We start from the raw sequence: 17,312 nt of genomic DNA, 5'->3' as shown, positions 1-17,312 counted from the left end.
GCATTTACTCATAATTAAAGGCATCAAAACAGTGGTTTAAGTATGGATTAAATCCAGTTAGAATGTCAAATCATGGTGTGAACAGATTATCTTGGTTATCTTAATTCAAGGAAAAAGGAATGGGGCTTTTTTTAAGGTTGGTTTCACTGGTTTTACTGAGCTTGTCATTCAGTACAAAAGCCAATACAACCTTCACATTCAAACAAGCCTTGGCTATGGCTTATCGCAATAACCCTGAATTGCAAGCTGAAATAGATAAAGCGCAAGCCATGAGAGGTGCTTTTATTCAAAGCGGACTTTATCCTAACCCCCAACTTAATTTAACAGCAGAAAATTTTGGTGGTTCTGGTGTCTATTCCAGTTATGAATCAGCAGAAACCACGGCTTCTGTGACACAACCTATTCCTTTAGGGCATCGTCTTCAGTATTTGCAAAAAGCAACCTATGCGGATTATTTGACTTCTCTTGCGAGTATTAAAGTGCAAAAAACGGTGCTTTATATGGCAGTTGGTAACGCGTACGTGGATGCTTTATATGCAGAACAATGGCATAAGGTAACCAAAAAATTAACCAAACTTAATCAAGACATTGTAGTCGCCATTGAACGCCGGGTTAAAGCGGGTGCTGGTGCGGAGTTGGATTTGCGATTAGCCCAAGTGCGCTTGGGTGAGGCTCGAATTCAGGAAAGCAAAGCATCACGTGATGCTTTGCTACAACGAGCAAGGCTCGCCCGTCTATTAGGTTATGGGTTAAGAATTGATAAGCCTTTGGTGGATAAAGGATTGCCTGGTCTTACTCTGGATTGGTCCGAATTAATAAAAAAACTACCGCAAAGCCCGCAGCTTGTGCAAATGCAATTGCAATTACAAGCCAGGCGAGCCACGATTACTGCCGTTAAAAAATCCGTTTGGCCTGATTTAAATATTCAATTGGGTGGTCGCCATTTTTCTGATGATGGCAGTAATGCTGCGGTGATGTCTGCTTTTGCAGAAGTACCTGTTTATAATCGCAATCAAGGGAAAATCATGACGGCTGAAGCGCAATATACTCAAGCGGCTCATGAGTTTCAAAGCACGCGTCTTGAGGTGCGTCAAAATGTCTATGCGGTTTTTTTACAAGCCCAACAAAGTCAATACGAAGCCAATTTAGTCACGGATTCCTTATTGCCCTCCGCGCGTAAGTCCATCCAATTGGCTCAAGAGGGTTATCAAATGGGTCGTTATACTTATGTGGAACTTTATACGGCATTAAGTACCTTGTATGAGGAAGAGCGTCATTATCAGCAGGCTCATGCCGATTATCATAAATCTTTAATTCAGATGACAGGGCTTTTAGGATTAGAGCCCATTAAGGAGAGTCAATGAAATTTCAAAGGCCATTCATTCCTTATTTTCTATCGCTGATTCTTTTATTGAGCTTTAGTTCGTTTTCCTTAAGAGCTGAAAACAACCACTCTGAAGAAAGCGAACATCAAAAGACTATGGAAAAAGGTCCACAAGGTGGACGTTTGTTTAAAGAGGGAAATACGGCATTGGAACTTTTAATTTTTGAAAGGGGTATGCCTCCTCGTTTTCGTGCTTACTTGTATCAAAACGGAAAAATGATCTCTCCTGATAAAGCCCATTTAACAGTTGAACTCACTCGGTTTAATGATAAAAAAGAGGTTATTACCTTCATTCCAGTTGAGAATTTTTTACAAAGCAACCAGGTGATTCGAGAACCTCATTCGTTTGATGTTACCATTCAATTAACCTTGCAGGAAAAGCGTTACAATTGGCATTATGCCAGCTACGAGGGGCGAGTTAAAATAGTAGCTGAGGTTTTAAAGGCGGCTGATATTCAAATGGCCACCGCTCAAAGTCAAACCATTAAGACTCAATTAAAAGTGGTAGGCAAGATTGCTCCTAATCGCGATACGTTGGCTCCAATTTATCCGCGCTATTCAGGTATTATTCAGTCCATGACTAAAAATTTAGGTGATGAAGTGATGAAAGGAGAAGTGTTAGTCACTATTGAAAGTAATGAAAGCTTACAAAACTATACCATTACTGCGCCTATTACTGGGACTATCGTACAAAAATATGCGACCAATGGAGAGCTTGCTCAAAACACCAAGCCCATTTATGAAGTGGCTAATTTGGCTACGGTGTGGGCGGATTTTACATTGTATCGCAAGGAAGCGCCCCTTGTGAAACAAGGTATGGAAGTCACTGTGACAGGGGATGAGGGCAAACCAAAATCCATCAGTACTATTTCTTATATTTCACCCTTGGGTGTTGAGGATAGCCAAACCACTTTGGCGCGTGCCGTACTTTCTAATGACAGGCGTCTTTGGTTGCCAGGGATGTATGTGAATGGGGCTATTACTATTAAAGAAAAAACAGTGCCGGTTGCTGTTCTTCTTTCTGCCATACAACGAATGGATGGAAAAGAAGTAGTGTTTGTACAGCAAGGGGATTATTTTGAGGCAACACCCGTTATTTTGGGTGAAAAAGACAGTCAATGGGCAGAAGTGGTGTCTGGGCTTGATGTAGAACAACGTTATGTCAGTAAAAACAGTTTTTTTATGAAAGCAGAGCTTGGAAAAGAAGGTGCAAGCCATGAGCACTAAGGATTAAAGATGCTTGAAAAAATCATTCGCTTTTCCCTGAAACATCGCTGGTTTGTGTTGTTATTCACGCTTGTCATTGCCATTCTTGGTGTGTATAACTTCCAGCGCCTTCCTATTGACGCGGTTCCTGATATTACCAACGTGCAGGTGCAAATTAATACCCAAGCCTCCGGTTACTCCCCTTTTGAGGTGGAGCAGCGCATCACGTTTCCTATTGAACTGGCTATGAGTGGGTTACCTAGTCTGGATTATACTCGTTCCTTATCGCGTTACGGGTTATCGCAAGTCACCGTGGTGTTTAAGGACGGTACCAATATTTATTTTGCCAGGCAATTGATTAATGAGCGTTTACAAGAGGTCAAGGACAAATTGCCTCCTGGGGTGGAAACCACCTTAGGACCCATTTCAACTGGTCTTGGTGAGATTTTTATGTACACAGTCACCAACAAACCGAATGTACCCATAAGCCAGCATTATAATCCTACGGAGTTGCGCACCATTCAGGACTGGATTATTAAACCACAACTTCGCAATGTGGAGGGGGTTGCTGAAGTCAACACCATAGGGGGTTATGAGAAACAATTCCATATTACTCCAGATCCATCCAAGTTGGTTCGCTACCGTTTAAGTTTAAACGATGTGGTGGAAGCCTTAGAGCGCAATAACGCCAATGTCGGTGCGGGTTATATTGAAACCAATGGCGAGCAGAATTTAATCCGTGTGCCAGGACAAGTCCAAAATATGGCTGATATTGAAAACATTGTCATTGCTAGTTTTGAGGGCACGCCAGTTCGTATTCGTGATGTCGCTGAAGTGGCTTTAGGCAAGGAGTTACGAACTGGGGCTGCGACTGAAAACAGTAAAGAAGTAGTTTTAGGTACGGTTTTTATGTTAATGGGAGAAAACAGTCGTACGGTTTCTGAGCGCGTGGCGGCCAAAATGAAGGACATTAACAAGACTCTTCCTGAAGGCGTTGAAGCGATCACTGTATATAACCGAACAACGCTCGTGAATGCGACGATTAATACCGTGAAGAATAATTTGTTGGAAGGTGCCTTATTAGTTTGTGTGATTTTATTTTTGTTTTTAGGAAATATCCGTGCCGCACTCATTACCGCGATGGTTATTCCTTTATCCATGTTGCTGACCATTACTGGCATGGTGGAGAATCAAATCAGTGCCAATTTAATGAGTTTAGGGGCACTTGATTTTGGTTTGATTGTGGATGGGGCGGTCATTATTGTTGAAAACTGCATCAAACACTTGGCTGAACAGCAGCATGCGCTCCATCGAGTTTTAAACCTTGAAGAGCGTTTAAAGGTGATTTCGTATGCGACTACGGAAGTCATCAGGCCCAGTATCTTTGGGGTGTTTATTATTACCGTCGTTTATTTGCCGATTTTGACGTTAACTGGTGTGGAAGGCAAAATGTTTTTGCCCATGGCTCAAACGGTCATTATCGCACTTTTAGCCTCCATGTTGTTTGCTTTAACCTTTGTGCCTGCAGCGGTTGCGATTTTTTTACGAGGACATCTTCAGGAAAAAGAAAACTGGTTGGTGCATTATCTGTCTTTAGGGTATGCCAAAGTGCTACGACGTTGTTTTCATGCGCGACGAGTAGTTATTAGTGCTGCCGTGGCATTGGTTGTTGTTAGCTTAGGGATTGCCTTTCATTTAGGCGGAGAATTTATCCCAAGCCTTGATGAAGGGGACATTGCCATGCACGCCATGCGCATTCCAGGCACCAGTTTGACGCAAGCGATTACTATGCAGGATTTAGTGGAGAAACGCATCCGGCAATTTTCTGAGGTCAAGAATGTTTTTGCAAAGCTGGGAACTGCCGAAGTGGCAACCGATCCCATGCCGCCTAATGTGGCTGACACCTTTATCATATTAAAATCAAGGAAGAAGTGGACTAACCCGAAAAAAACCAAACCAGGGTTAGTGCAGGAGATTGAGAGTGCTGTCCAACAAATTCCAGGGAATAACTATGAGTTTACCCAGCCCATTCAAATGCGCTTTAATGAATTAATTTCCGGGGTTCGTAGTGATGTAGCGGTCAAGGTGTTTGGTGATGACATGGATACTTTGCTGAAAACAGCAGAAGCGATTAGTGCGCAACTAAAACAGGTACCTGGCGCTGCCGATGTGAAGGTCGAGCAAGTCAGTGGTTTACCTCTCTTGACGGTAGAAATTAATCGTGATGTGCTGGCCCGTTATGGCTTGCAAATTGGTACCGTTCAAGAGGCGGTAGTGATAGCCACAGGCGGGAAAAAAGGTGGTGAGCTTTTTGAAGGAGATAAGCGCTTTGATATCGTGGTACGTCTACCAGAATCCTTACGTTCCGATCCGAATGTATTGCGGCAAATTTTTATTCCTTTGCCTCTGTCTAAAGATGGTGAGCAGCATTTTATCCCGTTAAGTGAAGTGGCTTCTCTTATTCGCAGCGAAAGCCCCAATCAAATCAGTCGTGAAAATGGAAAGCGTCGTGTGGTGGTTACTGCGAATGTCAGAAACCGTGATTTAAGTTCGTTTGTGAGTGAAGCAAAAAAGCGCATTGATGGCCAGGTCAAACTACCGAGCGGTTATTGGATTACCTGGGGAGGTCAGTTTGAGCAATTGCAATCAGCATACCAACGATTGCAAATCGTTGTACCCATTACCTTGTTAGGTATTTTCCTCCTTCTGTTTATAAGTTTTGGCAAGGTCAGAGATGCTCTGTTGGTATTTACAGGCATTCCTCTGGCTTTAACGGGTGGTGTTTTTGCTTTGTGGTTAAGGGGAATTCCTTTATCTATTTCGGCAGGAGTTGGATTCATTGCCTTGTCAGGGGTGGCCGTACTCAATGGTCTTGTGATGATTACTTTTATTAATAAATTACGCGAGCAGAAAAAAGTATATTTGAAAGATGCTGTATTGCAAGGTTCACTGGCAAGACTTCGTCCTGTACTAATGACCGCTTTAGTAGCCTCTTTAGGTTTTGTACCGATGGCCTTAGCTACAGGAACGGGCTCTGAGGTGCAACGGCCTTTAGCTACCGTGGTAATTGGTGGTATTATTTCGTCCACTTTTCTGACTTTATTAGTATTGCCTGGTTTGTACTATGTGTTTCATGGGCGTCGAAAAAAAGGCCAATCTAAAAGCGAACCACAAGAACAAATAATGTAACGAGTCCTTTTGGCATGCCAACTCTGTAAAGAAAGAACTCTATCTTAGTTCTGGCAAGTAAGTCAAAGGAAGGATAGCGATTAAGGCTATCAATCCAAAAAAGGGCAGGAGAAAACCTGAGGTGGCGATGGCTCTTTTTAATTTCGAGTGTTGATTTTTAGTTGCAATCATCATTAGCATTCCTAGAAGAAACGCCAAAACTGCAATCGTAAGAGGCATGTGAGAGAAAAGGAAATTCATCAATGCTCCATTAAGTGGCTTCACATACTTAGTTTAAATGATATTTCTTTGAAAGTGCAAACTAGCCTGGAGTTCCATTTGACAAAATAGGTCGGTGCACTATATTTATAATTAAACACTTGTTTAACCGTTTAATTAACTATGTTAACAGAAGACCAAATTATCACATTAAGTGACATCTTACATTTAATGGGCGAAGCCAATCGGTTAAAGCTCCTCTTGAGGTGTCTGGAAGGTCCCAAATCCGTATCTGAGCTTGCTGAGCAATTACAGCTTTCTGTGCCTTTAACCAGCCATCATCTGAGTCTGCTCCGCTCAGCACGTCTTTTAATAGCCACTCGAGAAGGCAAACACATTTACTACAGTATTTATGACAGGCATGTGCGCTGCATCTTAGAGGACATGCTCAAACACTTTACTGAGGAAATGGAGAATTAACATGGGCTTTTTAAAAAGAATTTTTGGCAATGGCTTGAGCGATCATCATGGCGGTTACCGTAACTCTCATCATGGTCAAAGAAATGATTATCGAGAGGACTCAGCTAATCTTTCACGAGGCAAAATGAATTGCCCACGATGTCAAACTTCTCTTACTCCTGGGATGCGGTTTTGCAGTGAATGTGGCAGTAGCCTGGAAAGTGCACTATGCATTTGTGGTGCAGTGATTGCCATAGGTGCGAAATTTTGTGGCCAATGTGGGAAATCTTTATGACAACGCCTTTAAGGTTAACAACGTTTTTTGTGGCAGGACTGGATTGTCCTGCAGAAGAGCAACTGATTCGACGACAATTACAGGGCATTCCTGAAATTGAACATTTGGATTTTAATTTCATTGCTGAAGAAGTGACTATTCACCATCGTCTTTCTTCCATAGATTTGTTGCAACAACGTATTGCAGCATTAGGAATGAGTGTGCGTTCTAAAAGCGGCATCCATCCAGCAAAAGAAGGAGGGAGGTCTCTTTCTGATTCGTCTTGGCTACTCATTATTTTAGCTGGTGTTTTCGCTCTTTTTTCCGAATTGGCGGCTTATTTTTTAGGCACAGAGCAATCCACCTGGAGTATTATCCCTGCCTTATTGGCTATGGTCTTAAGTGGTTCACCTACTTTCAAAAAAGGTTGGCTTGCTTTGCGCACCAAAGCCATGAATATTAACAGTTTGATGTTGATTGCAATCAGTGGTGCTGTATTGATAGGCGAGTGGCCTGAGGCTGCGATGGTTACCGTGTTGTTTGCTTTGGCTGAGCGTATCGAGCGTTATTCGTTAGATAAAGCGCGATTAGCTATTCGAAGTTTGATGCAAATTGCTCCGGAAGTGGCTCGAGTTAAAATGGACAATGGTCAATGGCAAACCATGCCGGTAGAAGAGGTACCACTAGAGGCTGTTTTCAGGGTAAGGCCGGGTGAGCGAATTCCCTTGGATGGAGTAGTGATTTCGGGGCAAAGTACCGTCAATCAAGCGCCGATTACAGGTGAGTCCATGCCAGTAGTCAAACAAGTAGGGGATGAGGTTTTTGCAGGTAGTTTAAATGAGCATGGTGCTTTTGAGGTCCAGGTCACAAAAGCATCAGGAGATACGCTGCTTGCTAAAATTGGTAAGGCCATTGAACAAGCGCAGGCTGAACGGGCGCCAACTCAACGTTTTGTGGACCAATTTGCCAAGTATTACACACCCATCATGGTCTTGATAGCAGTTCTTATTGCACTGTTCCCTCCATTGGCATTGGGTTATCCTTTTTATGACTGGCTCTATAAGGCGTTAACTTTGCTGGTGATTGCTTGCCCTTGTGCTTTAGTCATTTCAACGCCGGTGACCGTTGTGAGTGGATTGGCTGCTGCTGCAAAACATGGACTTCTTATTAAGGGAGGGAGCTATTTAGAGACAGGTTATCGATTAAAATTAATCGCATTGGATAAAACAGGTACTTTAACAGAAGGCAAACCAATTGTGACTGATTTTATTGTTTATGATAAGAGCCAAACCAAAGAGCAACTGTTATTGTTGGCTGCAAGCCTGGATAGTCACTCCGAACATCCTGTGGCTCATGCTTTAGTGACGTATTGGCAACAAGAACAATCCAATAGTTCCTTGCTGGATGTGGAGGAATTCTTTGCTCTTCCTGGGCGAGGTGTGAAAGGACTGGTTCAGCAAGAACTTTATTACATAGGCAATCATCAATTGGCTGAAGACAATCAAGTCTGTAATTCTGCGATAGAACAAGCACTCAAACGATTAGAAGAGGAAGGAAAAACCACCGTTATCTTAAGCAACAGCTCCACTGTATTGGCTGTTTTTGCAGTCGCCGACACGCTTCGCACAACCAGCCAATGGGCGATTGCAAGGCTTCACCAACAAGGGATAAAAACAGCCATGTTAACAGGAGATAATGCGGTGACTGCTCATGCGATTGCCAAGCAAGTGGGTATTGATGAAGTGAAAGCGAATGTTTTGCCTACGGATAAACTCCAGGCCATTGATTTTCTCATAGAGCAATATAAAGCGGTAGGAATGGTTGGTGATGGAATTAATGATGCGCCTGCTTTGGCCAAAGCAACTGTTAGTTTTGCAATGGGCAAAGGAACAGATACCGCATTGGAAACAGCGGATGTGGCCTTGATGAATGACAATTTGGCGATGCTTCCTTTGTACATTGATTTAAGTCGCAACACAGCACGGATTCTTCGTCAAAACATTAGCTTATCCATTGCAATCAAAGGGATTTTTTTCTTTTTGGCACTTGCGGGCATCGCAACTCTTTGGATGGCAGTGTTTGCAGACATGGGAGCGAGTTTGATTGTGGTTGTGAATGGATTGCGATTATTGAATTCGCATCAAGGACATTCTGAAATTCAGGAAATATAGCCTAGTGATAAGAAGTTAAGTACAAGAAGGACACATAGCTATTGTTTGTATTCATTTGGTGAGATAACAATCAATGATTCAATATGTTATGATGGATTGAGCAGCTTTTTATTTGGAAACAGGAGAAGTAATGAATACTCGAGGGCTTAAGATTTTCTTTTTGATCGGAATGTTTTGTTTAGGATATGGATTGACTGCATGCACTAAGACAACGACTTCTAAAGAAGTGCATCCTGAGAGTGGGTATGAAGGGGGCTTTGGTGGCGATGGGGAGCATAGGCATCCAAATCAATAATCAATAACGCAACAGGGTAAGCATGGAAATGAAGGCATGGATTATAGGTGCTCTGTGGGTGTTGATTATTGTTTCATGATTTATTTTCGAAAAAAGAAGAAAACGACACGTTTTTACATGATTTTAATTATTTCCCTTGCTATATTGGCTATTTTTTTACATGGCGCGTCATTTCAATTACATTAATTTGATATTCTTATATGGGATATGTAGTGGTCATTGATTTGAGTACAAGTAGTAAGTATGGCGCATTACTTTTGATGTCTTCTTGCCCCTGTATCGACTATTCTTCGCATATTGCCAAAGTCAATGATAATTCTTTATTCAGGTTACAGTAATAACTCAATCATGTTTTTATACTGGAATAACCATTAGATCTTTAGTGTACGTTTTTGTCCCCTGGGCTTCAAACTCCCTCTTAAAGGTCTATAATGTTTTAGAAATTGAAGATGAGTGAATCAAAACAACAGAATGATAAAAATCAAAGGAAAGACCATGGCCATTAGGTATCTTAATTTTAATTCGCGTATCAACAAATTATTATCCAAAGTAATACTACTTTTTTTAATCTCAATATCGCATACCATGGCAAGTGAACAACCTGCATCAAAGGTGACTATTCCTGCGACAGTACCAGAACTATTACAAGAGATGGATGAGTATAGTCTTGCCATTTACAAAGATCTTGAAATGAATCGGTTAAGTGAGGTGCGTCAACATGCCTTTGTTATTCTTGATTTAATCAATGCCTTACCGGGATTAAGTCAGGATTTATCCCCAAAACAATTAAAAAACATACAAAGTCACATCGATGCTATCAGTCACTTGATCCCCGACCTGATTAAGAGCAGCAATGCTAACGATAAAAAAACTACCCAACGCCATTTGGACAAATTGCAAAAACTTTTGAATCAGCTTCATACTTATTATTTGAAACAAAAAACGGAGCATTTTAATTAGTTTTCAATTTATTGACTCGGTGAGTTTTTTTGATCAAGAATTTTGGGTGCTTGCAATCTTTTTTCTTATTGAGCTTAGCAAGGCATGAAATAGGGAGGTTATAATTTAAAATAGGGTTTTATCCAAACAATGAGGATTTGATGAACAATTCTTTCCGCTTTCTTGTTGTAGAGGCCTCATTTGCTGCTCGAATTGTTATTCGAAGTCAATTAATGCAGCTTGGGCAACTGGTTGATCTGGCTACTACCGCAGAGGAGATGTTCGATAAAATAGCAGTTAAAACGTATGATACTCTTTTAATTGATAATCACTTGTACAACTCACTGGGTGATTATGATTTGATTGCGTTTATAAAAAACAACAACCCCATAGTATTGCTTCTATTATTGTTATCACTTCCCAACAACCGCCTATTGGGAATAAAGTCAATACCACACTAAAAAATTTATGTCATTTTTATAAACCTTTTAGTGAGGGCAATGCGCTAAAAATTATCAATTATGTCAAGAGCACATTAAATTAAAAGAAATCAGGTATAAGTCAACCTATGATGTGATTCATGGTATGGATTAATGATATTGTTTTTCTTGTTGCCTGATTAAATCATTCTATTGATTGTTTTTTAAATCGCCTAACCACTTGATGACTTATTTTATCCGTAATTTCTCCATGGATTTCCCCATAAGTTTTCTCCGCATAGGCTAAAATCCACACATATAATTGCTCCAGGTTTTCACCGGATTGACGGGCAATTTCCTCAGTGCCACAATAAATTTTCGCCGTATAATGCTCACTCATTGATTGACCCTGCACTAGAACCTATTAACTCCCTTTCTTTTAATTGTATTACTTATTGACCAACAATGATTAAAATAAGCCAATATTTTCTATATTGATTCGATGATTCATTCATCTGTCAAACCGATAAAAAAGTGTTAAACTATAGACTCTTATCAGGAGGGACAACCGATATGGCAGACAAAGTACGTGGAAAAGTAAAATGGTTCAATAAAGCCAAAGGATTTGGCTTTATTGAAAGTAATGGCAAAGATTATTTTGTTCACTTCAGTGCCATTCAAGGCAATGGCTTTAAAAACCTTCCTGATGGAGCACGCGTTTTATTTAAAGTAGGTCAAGGATAAAAAGGCCCACACGCCGAGGAAGTCGAAATCGTTTAAAGTCAATGAATTCTTATCAAAAAAACTCATAACCATACAAACTATAGGAGTCATTTATGGAACGAATGACAGCGGTTGTAACAGGAGGTACGGGCGGAATAGGTACGGCCATATGCCAACATCTGGCCGCCGATTATCAAGTCATTGCTTGTTATTTTAAAAATGGGCAACATGAGGAAGCAAAACGGTGGCAAGCTACTCAAAAAGAAGCGGGTTTTGATGTTGATATCCTTTATGCGGATACCACACATTTTGCTGATTGTGAAAAGTTCACGGAATTGGTCATGGAGCGCTATGGACGTATCGACGTCTTGGTGAATAATGCTGGTATTACTTGTGATACGACTCTCAAAAAAATGACACTTGAGCAATGGCAGCAGGTTGTTGATGCGAACTTAACCAGCGTGTTTAATATGACGCGTAATGTGTTACCGGCCATGCTGGATAAAGGTTATGGGCGAATTATTAGCATTTCATCAATTAATGGTCGCAAGGGCCAGTTCGGACAGTGCAATTACGCGGCGACCAAAGCCGGTTTATTTGGATTTAGTAAAAGTCTGGCATTGGAAGTAGCTAATAAGGGAATTACTGTGAATACTATCTCCCCAGGCTACATCGAAACCCCTATGCTTTCTGCCATGAGAGAAGATGTATTAAAGTCTATTATTGCCAACATTCCCATAGGGCGTTTAGGTAAGCCTCAAGAAATTGCAAAGGCTGTGGCTTTCTTAGCATCTTCTGAATCAGGATTTATTACAGGCGCTAATCTGGATATTAATGGTGGGCAATATATGTAGGTAAAGCAGATGAGAGGACTTGGCGCGCAAAATAAATACCTGACTACCAATGAGTGCACACTTTTCCAAGTCTCAAAGTAGGATTTCCTGCACTTTTTGTTATTTCTTGTATACTGTTCAACGATGACTTGATTGGTTGGAGTGGATTATTTTCTATCATTTTAGATTCCATAGGTGGGGCTATATTTTGTTTGAAGCTTATCAAAGATTAAAACACGACCCCTGAAATTTAGATCATTTTTGCAATACGAAAACTAGATCACACCGGCTAAAAAGGTTTAAGGCCTGCTTGTGCTAACCAATTTATCATGATTAATTAATTTGTAAGTATCATTATGGACATAGTGTATCAATCTTGATTTATTTGATGGGTGGATCTGTCCATCAAGGTATCTAAGACCATAGAACAGATCTTGATTGGCAGAAATTAAAAGCGTTAATGCCCAATCAGCATGGTGAAATAATGAAATAAGTTGCGTGCCTTCGCAGATCCTAAAAACTCTTTTCCCGCCAATACCTGGCTAAGCACCAGTGGGCTGGCTTTAAGTATTTGGGCTAGTTGTTTACAGTCCAACTCACTGTAGGACAGAATGTAATCAATCAGATATTTCTGAGTATCTTTTTTTAATTGAAACTTAACATCAATTACAGGTTCTGCAACCTCGATAAAACATTCCATGTAACAACCTCACTTTCATATTATTACGGCATAGTCCATTCGAAAAACAGTAAACCATAGCTGTAATATCGATAAAATTAGTTTTTTTACATGGAAAATATCAGAGGTAAAATGCAATTTTGATTTATTTGATATCAATTATTATTGTTTGATGCCCTTTTTTATGCGGCTGTTATAGTCTCCGATAACCCTGAATCTGTTTTCTGCTCAATAACAGGCTTGATTCTTTTCGCAATCAAGTAAAGGAAAACAGCGCCCAATAGTGCCCAGATACCTAGCTGATTAAACACATGCTGGTAATCACCATTGGATAGCAATGGATTTGTGGACTCCTCTTTAGTCATGGCATTAGAAAAATAATGTGATAACGATGCTGATACGCCTGAGACCATCATCCAAGTGCCCATAAGCACGCCTTGTAATTGCGGTGGGGAAATTCTGCCGATCATGGCGTAGCCTACTGGTCCTATGAGTAACTCCGCAATTGCTTGAGTAGTAAAATGGAGCATCACCCAATAAACACTAACATAGCCATGCTTATTGGCAGAGAGTATACTGCTGGATAACAAAAAGAAGGAGCCTGCTAGTATCAGAAAGGCCCAGATAAATTGTTTGGTTACTGATACATTGTATCCTTTTGCCTGCAGCCGCGTTAATACTATTGATAATAATGGGGCGCCTATAATGATTACGATGGCATTGATATTCAAAATCCATTGGGTCGCCATTTCATAATGGAAGAGGTGTTTATCGACATTGTTTTTAATGAACAGAGTTACGCCCATAGGGCCTGTGAAGTAGATCATCCAGAATAGAATTGATGTTACTGTCAGGATTAGAAAAGTCATAATCTTTTGCTTATCCAAAGTCGATTTTTGTTGGTAGCCAAGGTATAAAATGACAAAAAGCATAATAACGCTGAGGCCTACTACAACCCCATTACTGAACTGGGCTTTATGAAAACAAAGTAAGGTGAATGGGATAAGAGCTAATATAATTCCCCAGCCAAAAGATTTTTTTAAATTCAGGGAAGCTTTATTTGTAACTTTAATTAAAGGAGTATCGCGATCATTCAAGTTCGACCAATAACCCCACATAAGCAAAAGAGTGATTACGTTTGGAATTATGCTGGCATAGAGTAGTGTTTGATATTGATTGGAGTAATCAAAAAAGCCGCTTATGATATAGCCAGCGCAGAAGCCTACATTCATATAGGAGTAGCTCAAGAAAAAGGCTTTATCTCTGCGGTTATCATCCGGTGCAAAGCGTTGTGTCAGTATGCTGTTGTATGCAGTAGTGTTTAAGCCACATCCTACCAGAAATAAACTCAGTCCAAGATAAAGCAACGACTTAACTGAAAGCGCCAAAAGTAAAATACCAATCGTTTGTATGGTTGTGGTAATCAAAAATAAGGCTCGGTTACTTAGATATCGTCCACCAACCACTCCACCGAGTAAATGCAGAACATAGTTAAATGCGAGAAATAAACCAACAATGCTATTTGAAAGAGCATTAGACAACCCTAATTGTTTAGTGAGAAACAGAGATAATGAGGAATACAGAATTGCATAAGAGAAGGTTGAAAATGCCTGTATTAAATACAGGGGCATGATTCCTTTTGGCATTTTTTCTGGTGACAACATATTTTTTCCCTAAAACTATTTGGAAGGTGACTCTACCATTAAAAATGGATAAACTTAATCCCTTTCTACAATTATCCTGATTTTCAAGGGATGATAATTGATATTCAATTGTTGTATGGGTGTTTAGGAATGAACAAAATTAGTAGAGTTTCATGGGATGAAATCAAGTATCAAGTAAAGCAAGTTAACGAATCCATATATCATGTCATTGAAGAAATTAAACCGGGCAATACAATCCCTTTCTTTATAGCTCGATTTAAATTTGGTGAACATTTTGGCATTAAAAATCATGCCTATCTGCCGACAAGCAGCGGTCAAATGGAAAAGATTGACAGCAAGCACACAGATAATGAATTATTCAATCATCTTGGGTATGGTAAAAATAGTCTACCCTTGGGCTTAATATTGGATAAGTTTTGCGAGTGGCATTATTTTGGTGAAGATGAACGCATCTTTCCAGACTGTGTTCAGGGACCTGGTGCAATTTTTAATATGCAGGTTATTTTTGACGAGGATCAGACTGTAGATAATAATGTGCTGTCTGTTTCTTCTGGTGCACTTTCATCTTTTTTATTGCCGAATATTGGTTGTAAAAGGAAGCATGCGAGAATTCAGAAATATTTTAATGTCGCTGCTCCGGCACCTAAATCACCTTATGAGCATTATCTAGTATTTAAAGAGATATTGAAGGATAAAAATACTATTGATAACTGGTATAGCGAGATTCTTTATTTTTCTGAGCAGTTTATCAATGAAGTTAAACATAATGATAAATGGCTTAAACTGAAATTATATTTCTCGGAGTCGTTAAGAAAAAAACTGACTCAAAATACCTATGATGCTTCTTGTAACGATTTATTTCTCAGCGCCAAGAGTATTAATCGTTTCAGACCTACACCATTCATCATGGATACAGCAAAATACATTTTTAATATTTGTATGGGATCGGGTATTGGTGTGAAGCCAGCAATTGATGAGCAATACTTCCCAGTTAAAACAATTCAGAAAATTTATAATGAATGTTATGACTTAGAATACACAGCGACAGTAATGGTGCCGTCAGCTTTGAATGGTCAGTCTGATAGTGTTTACTATCCCTTACAGTGTCCTTTTGCCAAGATTAATACATTTAAAACCAATCAAAGCAATAGCGCTTATAGTGAACTGGAAATGCTAAAAAATGTGCTGCTGGCTTATCAGTCGGAGTTTACCGCAGATAATAGTTCCGCTTTTGGAAGTCTGCTTTACCATGTAAGTAAACAAACGGAATTTTCTTTTTACCATTATAAATCTTCTAGTAATAAGAACATTAATAGTTCTGAAGAATTAGAAGGTACTGATAACAGATTTGCTTTTTCCTATTGTAGCGATAAAACGCAATTTGCCAGCGATGCGAAGTTATTTAGAGGTTGCGTTAGATTAAGCAAACAATAAGGCTATATAGATGAGAATATTAGAAACAGAACGATTATTTCTGCGGACTTTTCAAGAAAATGATGTGGAATCCTTAATTGCCATTAGCCAAGACCAAAAAGTAATGCAGTTTTTTCCAGCCATACCTACGCGAGAAGAAACTATTGCATTCATAGATAGAATCATCTCTCATCAAGAAGAAAAGAATTTCTCGCTATATGCTGTTGAAATTAAAAATACCGGTGAGATGATAGGTTTTGTCGGTTTATTTACTGCAACATTTCAAGCTCATTTTACTCCTGCGATTGAAATTGGTTGGCGTTTATCTTCAAAACACTGGAACCAAGGCTATGCAACAGAGGCCGCCAAAGCAGTCCTTGATTATGCTTTTAGGAAACTAGATTTGGATGAAGTTGTCTCATTTACATCCGAATTAAATAAGCCGTCTATTCGAGTAATGCAAAAGATCGGATTATATACCAATTCAGAAGATAATTTTGATAACCCTAAAGTAACCTCAGGTAGCCCTTTAATGGGGCATGTGTTGTATAGATTAAAACGATCAGAGTATTTATCAACTCAAGGCTAAATCATCAATTTTCAAATCGAGTAATTTCAGGTACTTTTTGCTAATTGCCTTTTTTTCGATCGGCGGAATATATACTGTTGTTATTGAAGAAATAGCTGATAGCTCGAGATTACGAAGTTGTATCCATTCTATTCGGGGAGGGTAAGTAGGAAGGGAGGGCGCCTCATAAAGACAAATGGAGTAATCTGCTGGATAGTAGCCACTTAGATAATCTTTTAAAATTGATAGACTGCTAGTTTTTTTTCCATCAGTTCTACCAAAATTTGCTACCTGACAAAGTATTAAATGCGCGTGAATATCAATGCACCGTTCAAATAATACCAGCTCTGTGGCTTCAATTGAAAAACATCCCTGATCGCCTGGATCAATTTCTAGATCACTAAACAAGCAGTCTTGGGAGGATACTGCAGGTAAAATAATTGCTTCGCCATTATCCTGTTTAATTTGTCTAACGGCATTAAGTGCAGAGTCTGCAAAAACGGTAGGGTGGCCGTAAAATACAACGCATAAAATGGAAACCTTTTTATATTCTTCAATGATATGAGTTGTTAGTGCCTGATACGCTTCAATTCGTTTTTCGCTACTAAAGTAGATAGAATCCAACGATTCAGAATTTTTCGTTTCTCGTTGAATCCATTGTTTTAGGTTATCTTCATTAATGAGGTAGAGTACCTTATCGGCACTTTGAATAACCCGTTTAGTTTCTTCGGTCAGATGAGAAATCGACTTTATTCCCGACCCTACTACTATAAGTTTATGCATTAACTCGCTTTATATTAACTATCTTATTGCTATCAGGCTGATACTGTCTTTGTATCGAGACTATTTTATTAGAGTGAGCCTGCCTCTGTGTATTTTGATTAGTGTTTAACAATAA

The 17,312-nt window shown here is 39.7% G+C and carries 18 protein-coding genes; 13 read left to right on the top strand and 5 right to left on the bottom strand.

Annotated elements, in window-relative coordinates:
• Nucleotides 1-119: 119 nt before the first annotated feature.
• From OQJ02_RS09995 to OQJ02_RS09985, 3 genes are read left to right on the top strand one after another with little or no spacing between them, the layout of a single operon-like run.
• On the top strand, nt 120-1,364 hold the full coding sequence (locus tag OQJ02_RS09995) for a TolC family protein (protein WP_015444304.1): 1,245 nt from the start codon (nt 120-122) through the stop codon (nt 1,362-1,364).
• On the top strand, nt 1,361-2,611 hold the full coding sequence (locus tag OQJ02_RS09990; protein WP_015444305.1) for an efflux RND transporter periplasmic adaptor subunit: 1,251 nt from the start codon (nt 1,361-1,363) through the stop codon (nt 2,609-2,611). Before OQJ02_RS09995 ends, OQJ02_RS09990 begins: the two co-directional genes overlap by 4 nt.
• 9 nt (nt 2,612-2,620) lie before the next feature.
• The gene (locus tag OQJ02_RS09985; RefSeq protein ID WP_015444306.1) at nt 2,621-5,779 is read left to right on the top strand and encodes an efflux RND transporter permease subunit; all 3,159 of its coding nucleotides are present in this window, start codon (nt 2,621-2,623) and stop codon (nt 5,777-5,779) included.
• 39 nt (nt 5,780-5,818) lie between these two features.
• Here the strand turns inward: OQJ02_RS09985 and OQJ02_RS09980 are convergent, their stop codons facing one another.
• Nucleotides 5,819-5,953, bottom strand: a complete 135-nt coding sequence (locus OQJ02_RS09980) for a hypothetical protein (protein WP_015444307.1) — start codon at nt 5,951-5,953, stop codon at nt 5,819-5,821.
• Nucleotides 5,954-6,160: 207 nt separating this feature from the next.
• On the opposite strand from OQJ02_RS09980, the gene OQJ02_RS09975 reads away from it, so the two are divergent.
• The 6 genes from OQJ02_RS09975 to OQJ02_RS09950 all read left to right on the top strand — a co-directional run bounded on the left by OQJ02_RS09975 (nt 6,161) and on the right by OQJ02_RS09950 (nt 10,576).
• Nucleotides 6,161-6,457 carry an ArsR/SmtB family transcription factor gene (locus OQJ02_RS09975; protein ID WP_038839087.1) on the top strand — a complete coding sequence of 99 codons (297 nt, stop codon included), beginning with the start codon at nt 6,161-6,163 and terminating at the stop codon, nt 6,455-6,457.
• Between the two features lies 1 nt (nt 6,458).
• The gene (locus OQJ02_RS09970; RefSeq protein WP_015444309.1) at nt 6,459-6,731 is read left to right on the top strand and encodes a zinc ribbon domain-containing protein; all 273 of its coding nucleotides are present in this window, start codon (nt 6,459-6,461) and stop codon (nt 6,729-6,731) included.
• Nucleotides 6,728-8,881 (top strand): heavy metal translocating P-type ATPase, encoded by a 2,154-nt coding sequence (locus tag OQJ02_RS09965; protein ID WP_015444310.1) that lies wholly within the window; start codon nt 6,728-6,730, stop codon nt 8,879-8,881. Before OQJ02_RS09970 ends, OQJ02_RS09965 begins: the two co-directional genes overlap by 4 nt.
• Before the next feature lie 130 nt (nt 8,882-9,011).
• Nucleotides 9,012-9,176 carry a hypothetical protein gene (locus tag OQJ02_RS09960; protein WP_015444311.1) on the top strand — a complete coding sequence of 55 codons (165 nt, stop codon included), beginning with the start codon at nt 9,012-9,014 and terminating at the stop codon, nt 9,174-9,176.
• Between the two features lie 495 nt (nt 9,177-9,671).
• The gene (locus tag OQJ02_RS09955; RefSeq protein ID WP_015444314.1) at nt 9,672-10,136 is read left to right on the top strand and encodes a hypothetical protein; all 465 of its coding nucleotides are present in this window, start codon (nt 9,672-9,674) and stop codon (nt 10,134-10,136) included.
• 140 nt (nt 10,137-10,276) lie between these two features.
• Nucleotides 10,277-10,576 (top strand): response regulator, encoded by a 300-nt coding sequence (locus OQJ02_RS09950; RefSeq protein WP_015444315.1) that lies wholly within the window; start codon nt 10,277-10,279, stop codon nt 10,574-10,576.
• Nucleotides 10,577-10,739: 163 nt separating this feature from the next.
• On the opposite strand, the gene OQJ02_RS09945 is transcribed toward OQJ02_RS09950, so the two are convergent.
• The gene (locus OQJ02_RS09945) at nt 10,740-10,934 is read right to left on the bottom strand and encodes a hypothetical protein (protein WP_015444316.1); all 195 of its coding nucleotides are present in this window, start codon (nt 10,932-10,934) and stop codon (nt 10,740-10,742) included.
• A 173-nt stretch (nt 10,935-11,107) separates the two neighbouring features.
• Between OQJ02_RS09945 and OQJ02_RS09940 the strand changes: the two genes are divergently transcribed.
• Nucleotides 11,108-11,278, top strand: a complete 171-nt coding sequence (locus OQJ02_RS09940; protein WP_015444317.1) for a cold-shock protein — start codon at nt 11,108-11,110, stop codon at nt 11,276-11,278.
• 92 nt (nt 11,279-11,370) lie between these two features.
• Complete coding sequence (gene phbB / locus OQJ02_RS09935) at nt 11,371-12,111, top strand: acetoacetyl-CoA reductase (RefSeq protein ID WP_015444318.1); 741 nt, start codon at nt 11,371-11,373, stop codon at nt 12,109-12,111.
• 436 nt (nt 12,112-12,547) lie between these two features.
• On the opposite strand, the gene OQJ02_RS09930 is transcribed toward phbB, so the two are convergent.
• Nucleotides 12,548-12,790 carry a hypothetical protein gene (locus tag OQJ02_RS09930; protein ID WP_015444320.1) on the bottom strand — a complete coding sequence of 81 codons (243 nt, stop codon included), beginning with the start codon at nt 12,788-12,790 and terminating at the stop codon, nt 12,548-12,550.
• A gap of 161 nt (nt 12,791-12,951) precedes the next feature.
• Nucleotides 12,952-14,433 carry a peptide MFS transporter gene (locus OQJ02_RS09925; protein ID WP_015444321.1) on the bottom strand — a complete coding sequence of 494 codons (1,482 nt, stop codon included), beginning with the start codon at nt 14,431-14,433 and terminating at the stop codon, nt 12,952-12,954.
• 129 nt (nt 14,434-14,562) lie between these two features.
• Here OQJ02_RS09925 and OQJ02_RS09920 point away from each other — a divergent pair, with 129 nt between their 5' ends.
• Together OQJ02_RS09920 and OQJ02_RS09915 are read left to right on the top strand one after the other, a co-directional pair.
• Entirely contained in the window at nt 14,563-15,867 is a 1,305-nt protein-coding gene (locus tag OQJ02_RS09920; protein WP_015444322.1) for a hypothetical protein, read from the top strand.
• Between the two features lie 10 nt (nt 15,868-15,877).
• Nucleotides 15,878-16,435 (top strand): GNAT family N-acetyltransferase, encoded by a 558-nt coding sequence (locus OQJ02_RS09915; RefSeq protein ID WP_015444323.1) that lies wholly within the window; start codon nt 15,878-15,880, stop codon nt 16,433-16,435.
• On the opposite strand, the gene OQJ02_RS09910 is transcribed toward OQJ02_RS09915, so the two are convergent.
• Nucleotides 16,421-17,197 carry an SAM-dependent methyltransferase gene (locus tag OQJ02_RS09910; protein WP_015444324.1) on the bottom strand — a complete coding sequence of 259 codons (777 nt, stop codon included), beginning with the start codon at nt 17,195-17,197 and terminating at the stop codon, nt 16,421-16,423. The two genes, OQJ02_RS09915 and OQJ02_RS09910, sit on opposite strands and share 15 nt — an antisense overlap.
• Nucleotides 17,198-17,312: the final 115 nt, after the last annotated feature.

It is taken from the genome of Legionella sp. PATHC032 (assembly GCF_026191185.1).
Taxonomy (GTDB): Bacteria; Pseudomonadota; Gammaproteobacteria; order Legionellales; family Legionellaceae; genus Legionella.
Note: the sequence above shows the minus strand (reverse complement) of the source record. Positions and strands in the feature narration are given on the sequence as shown.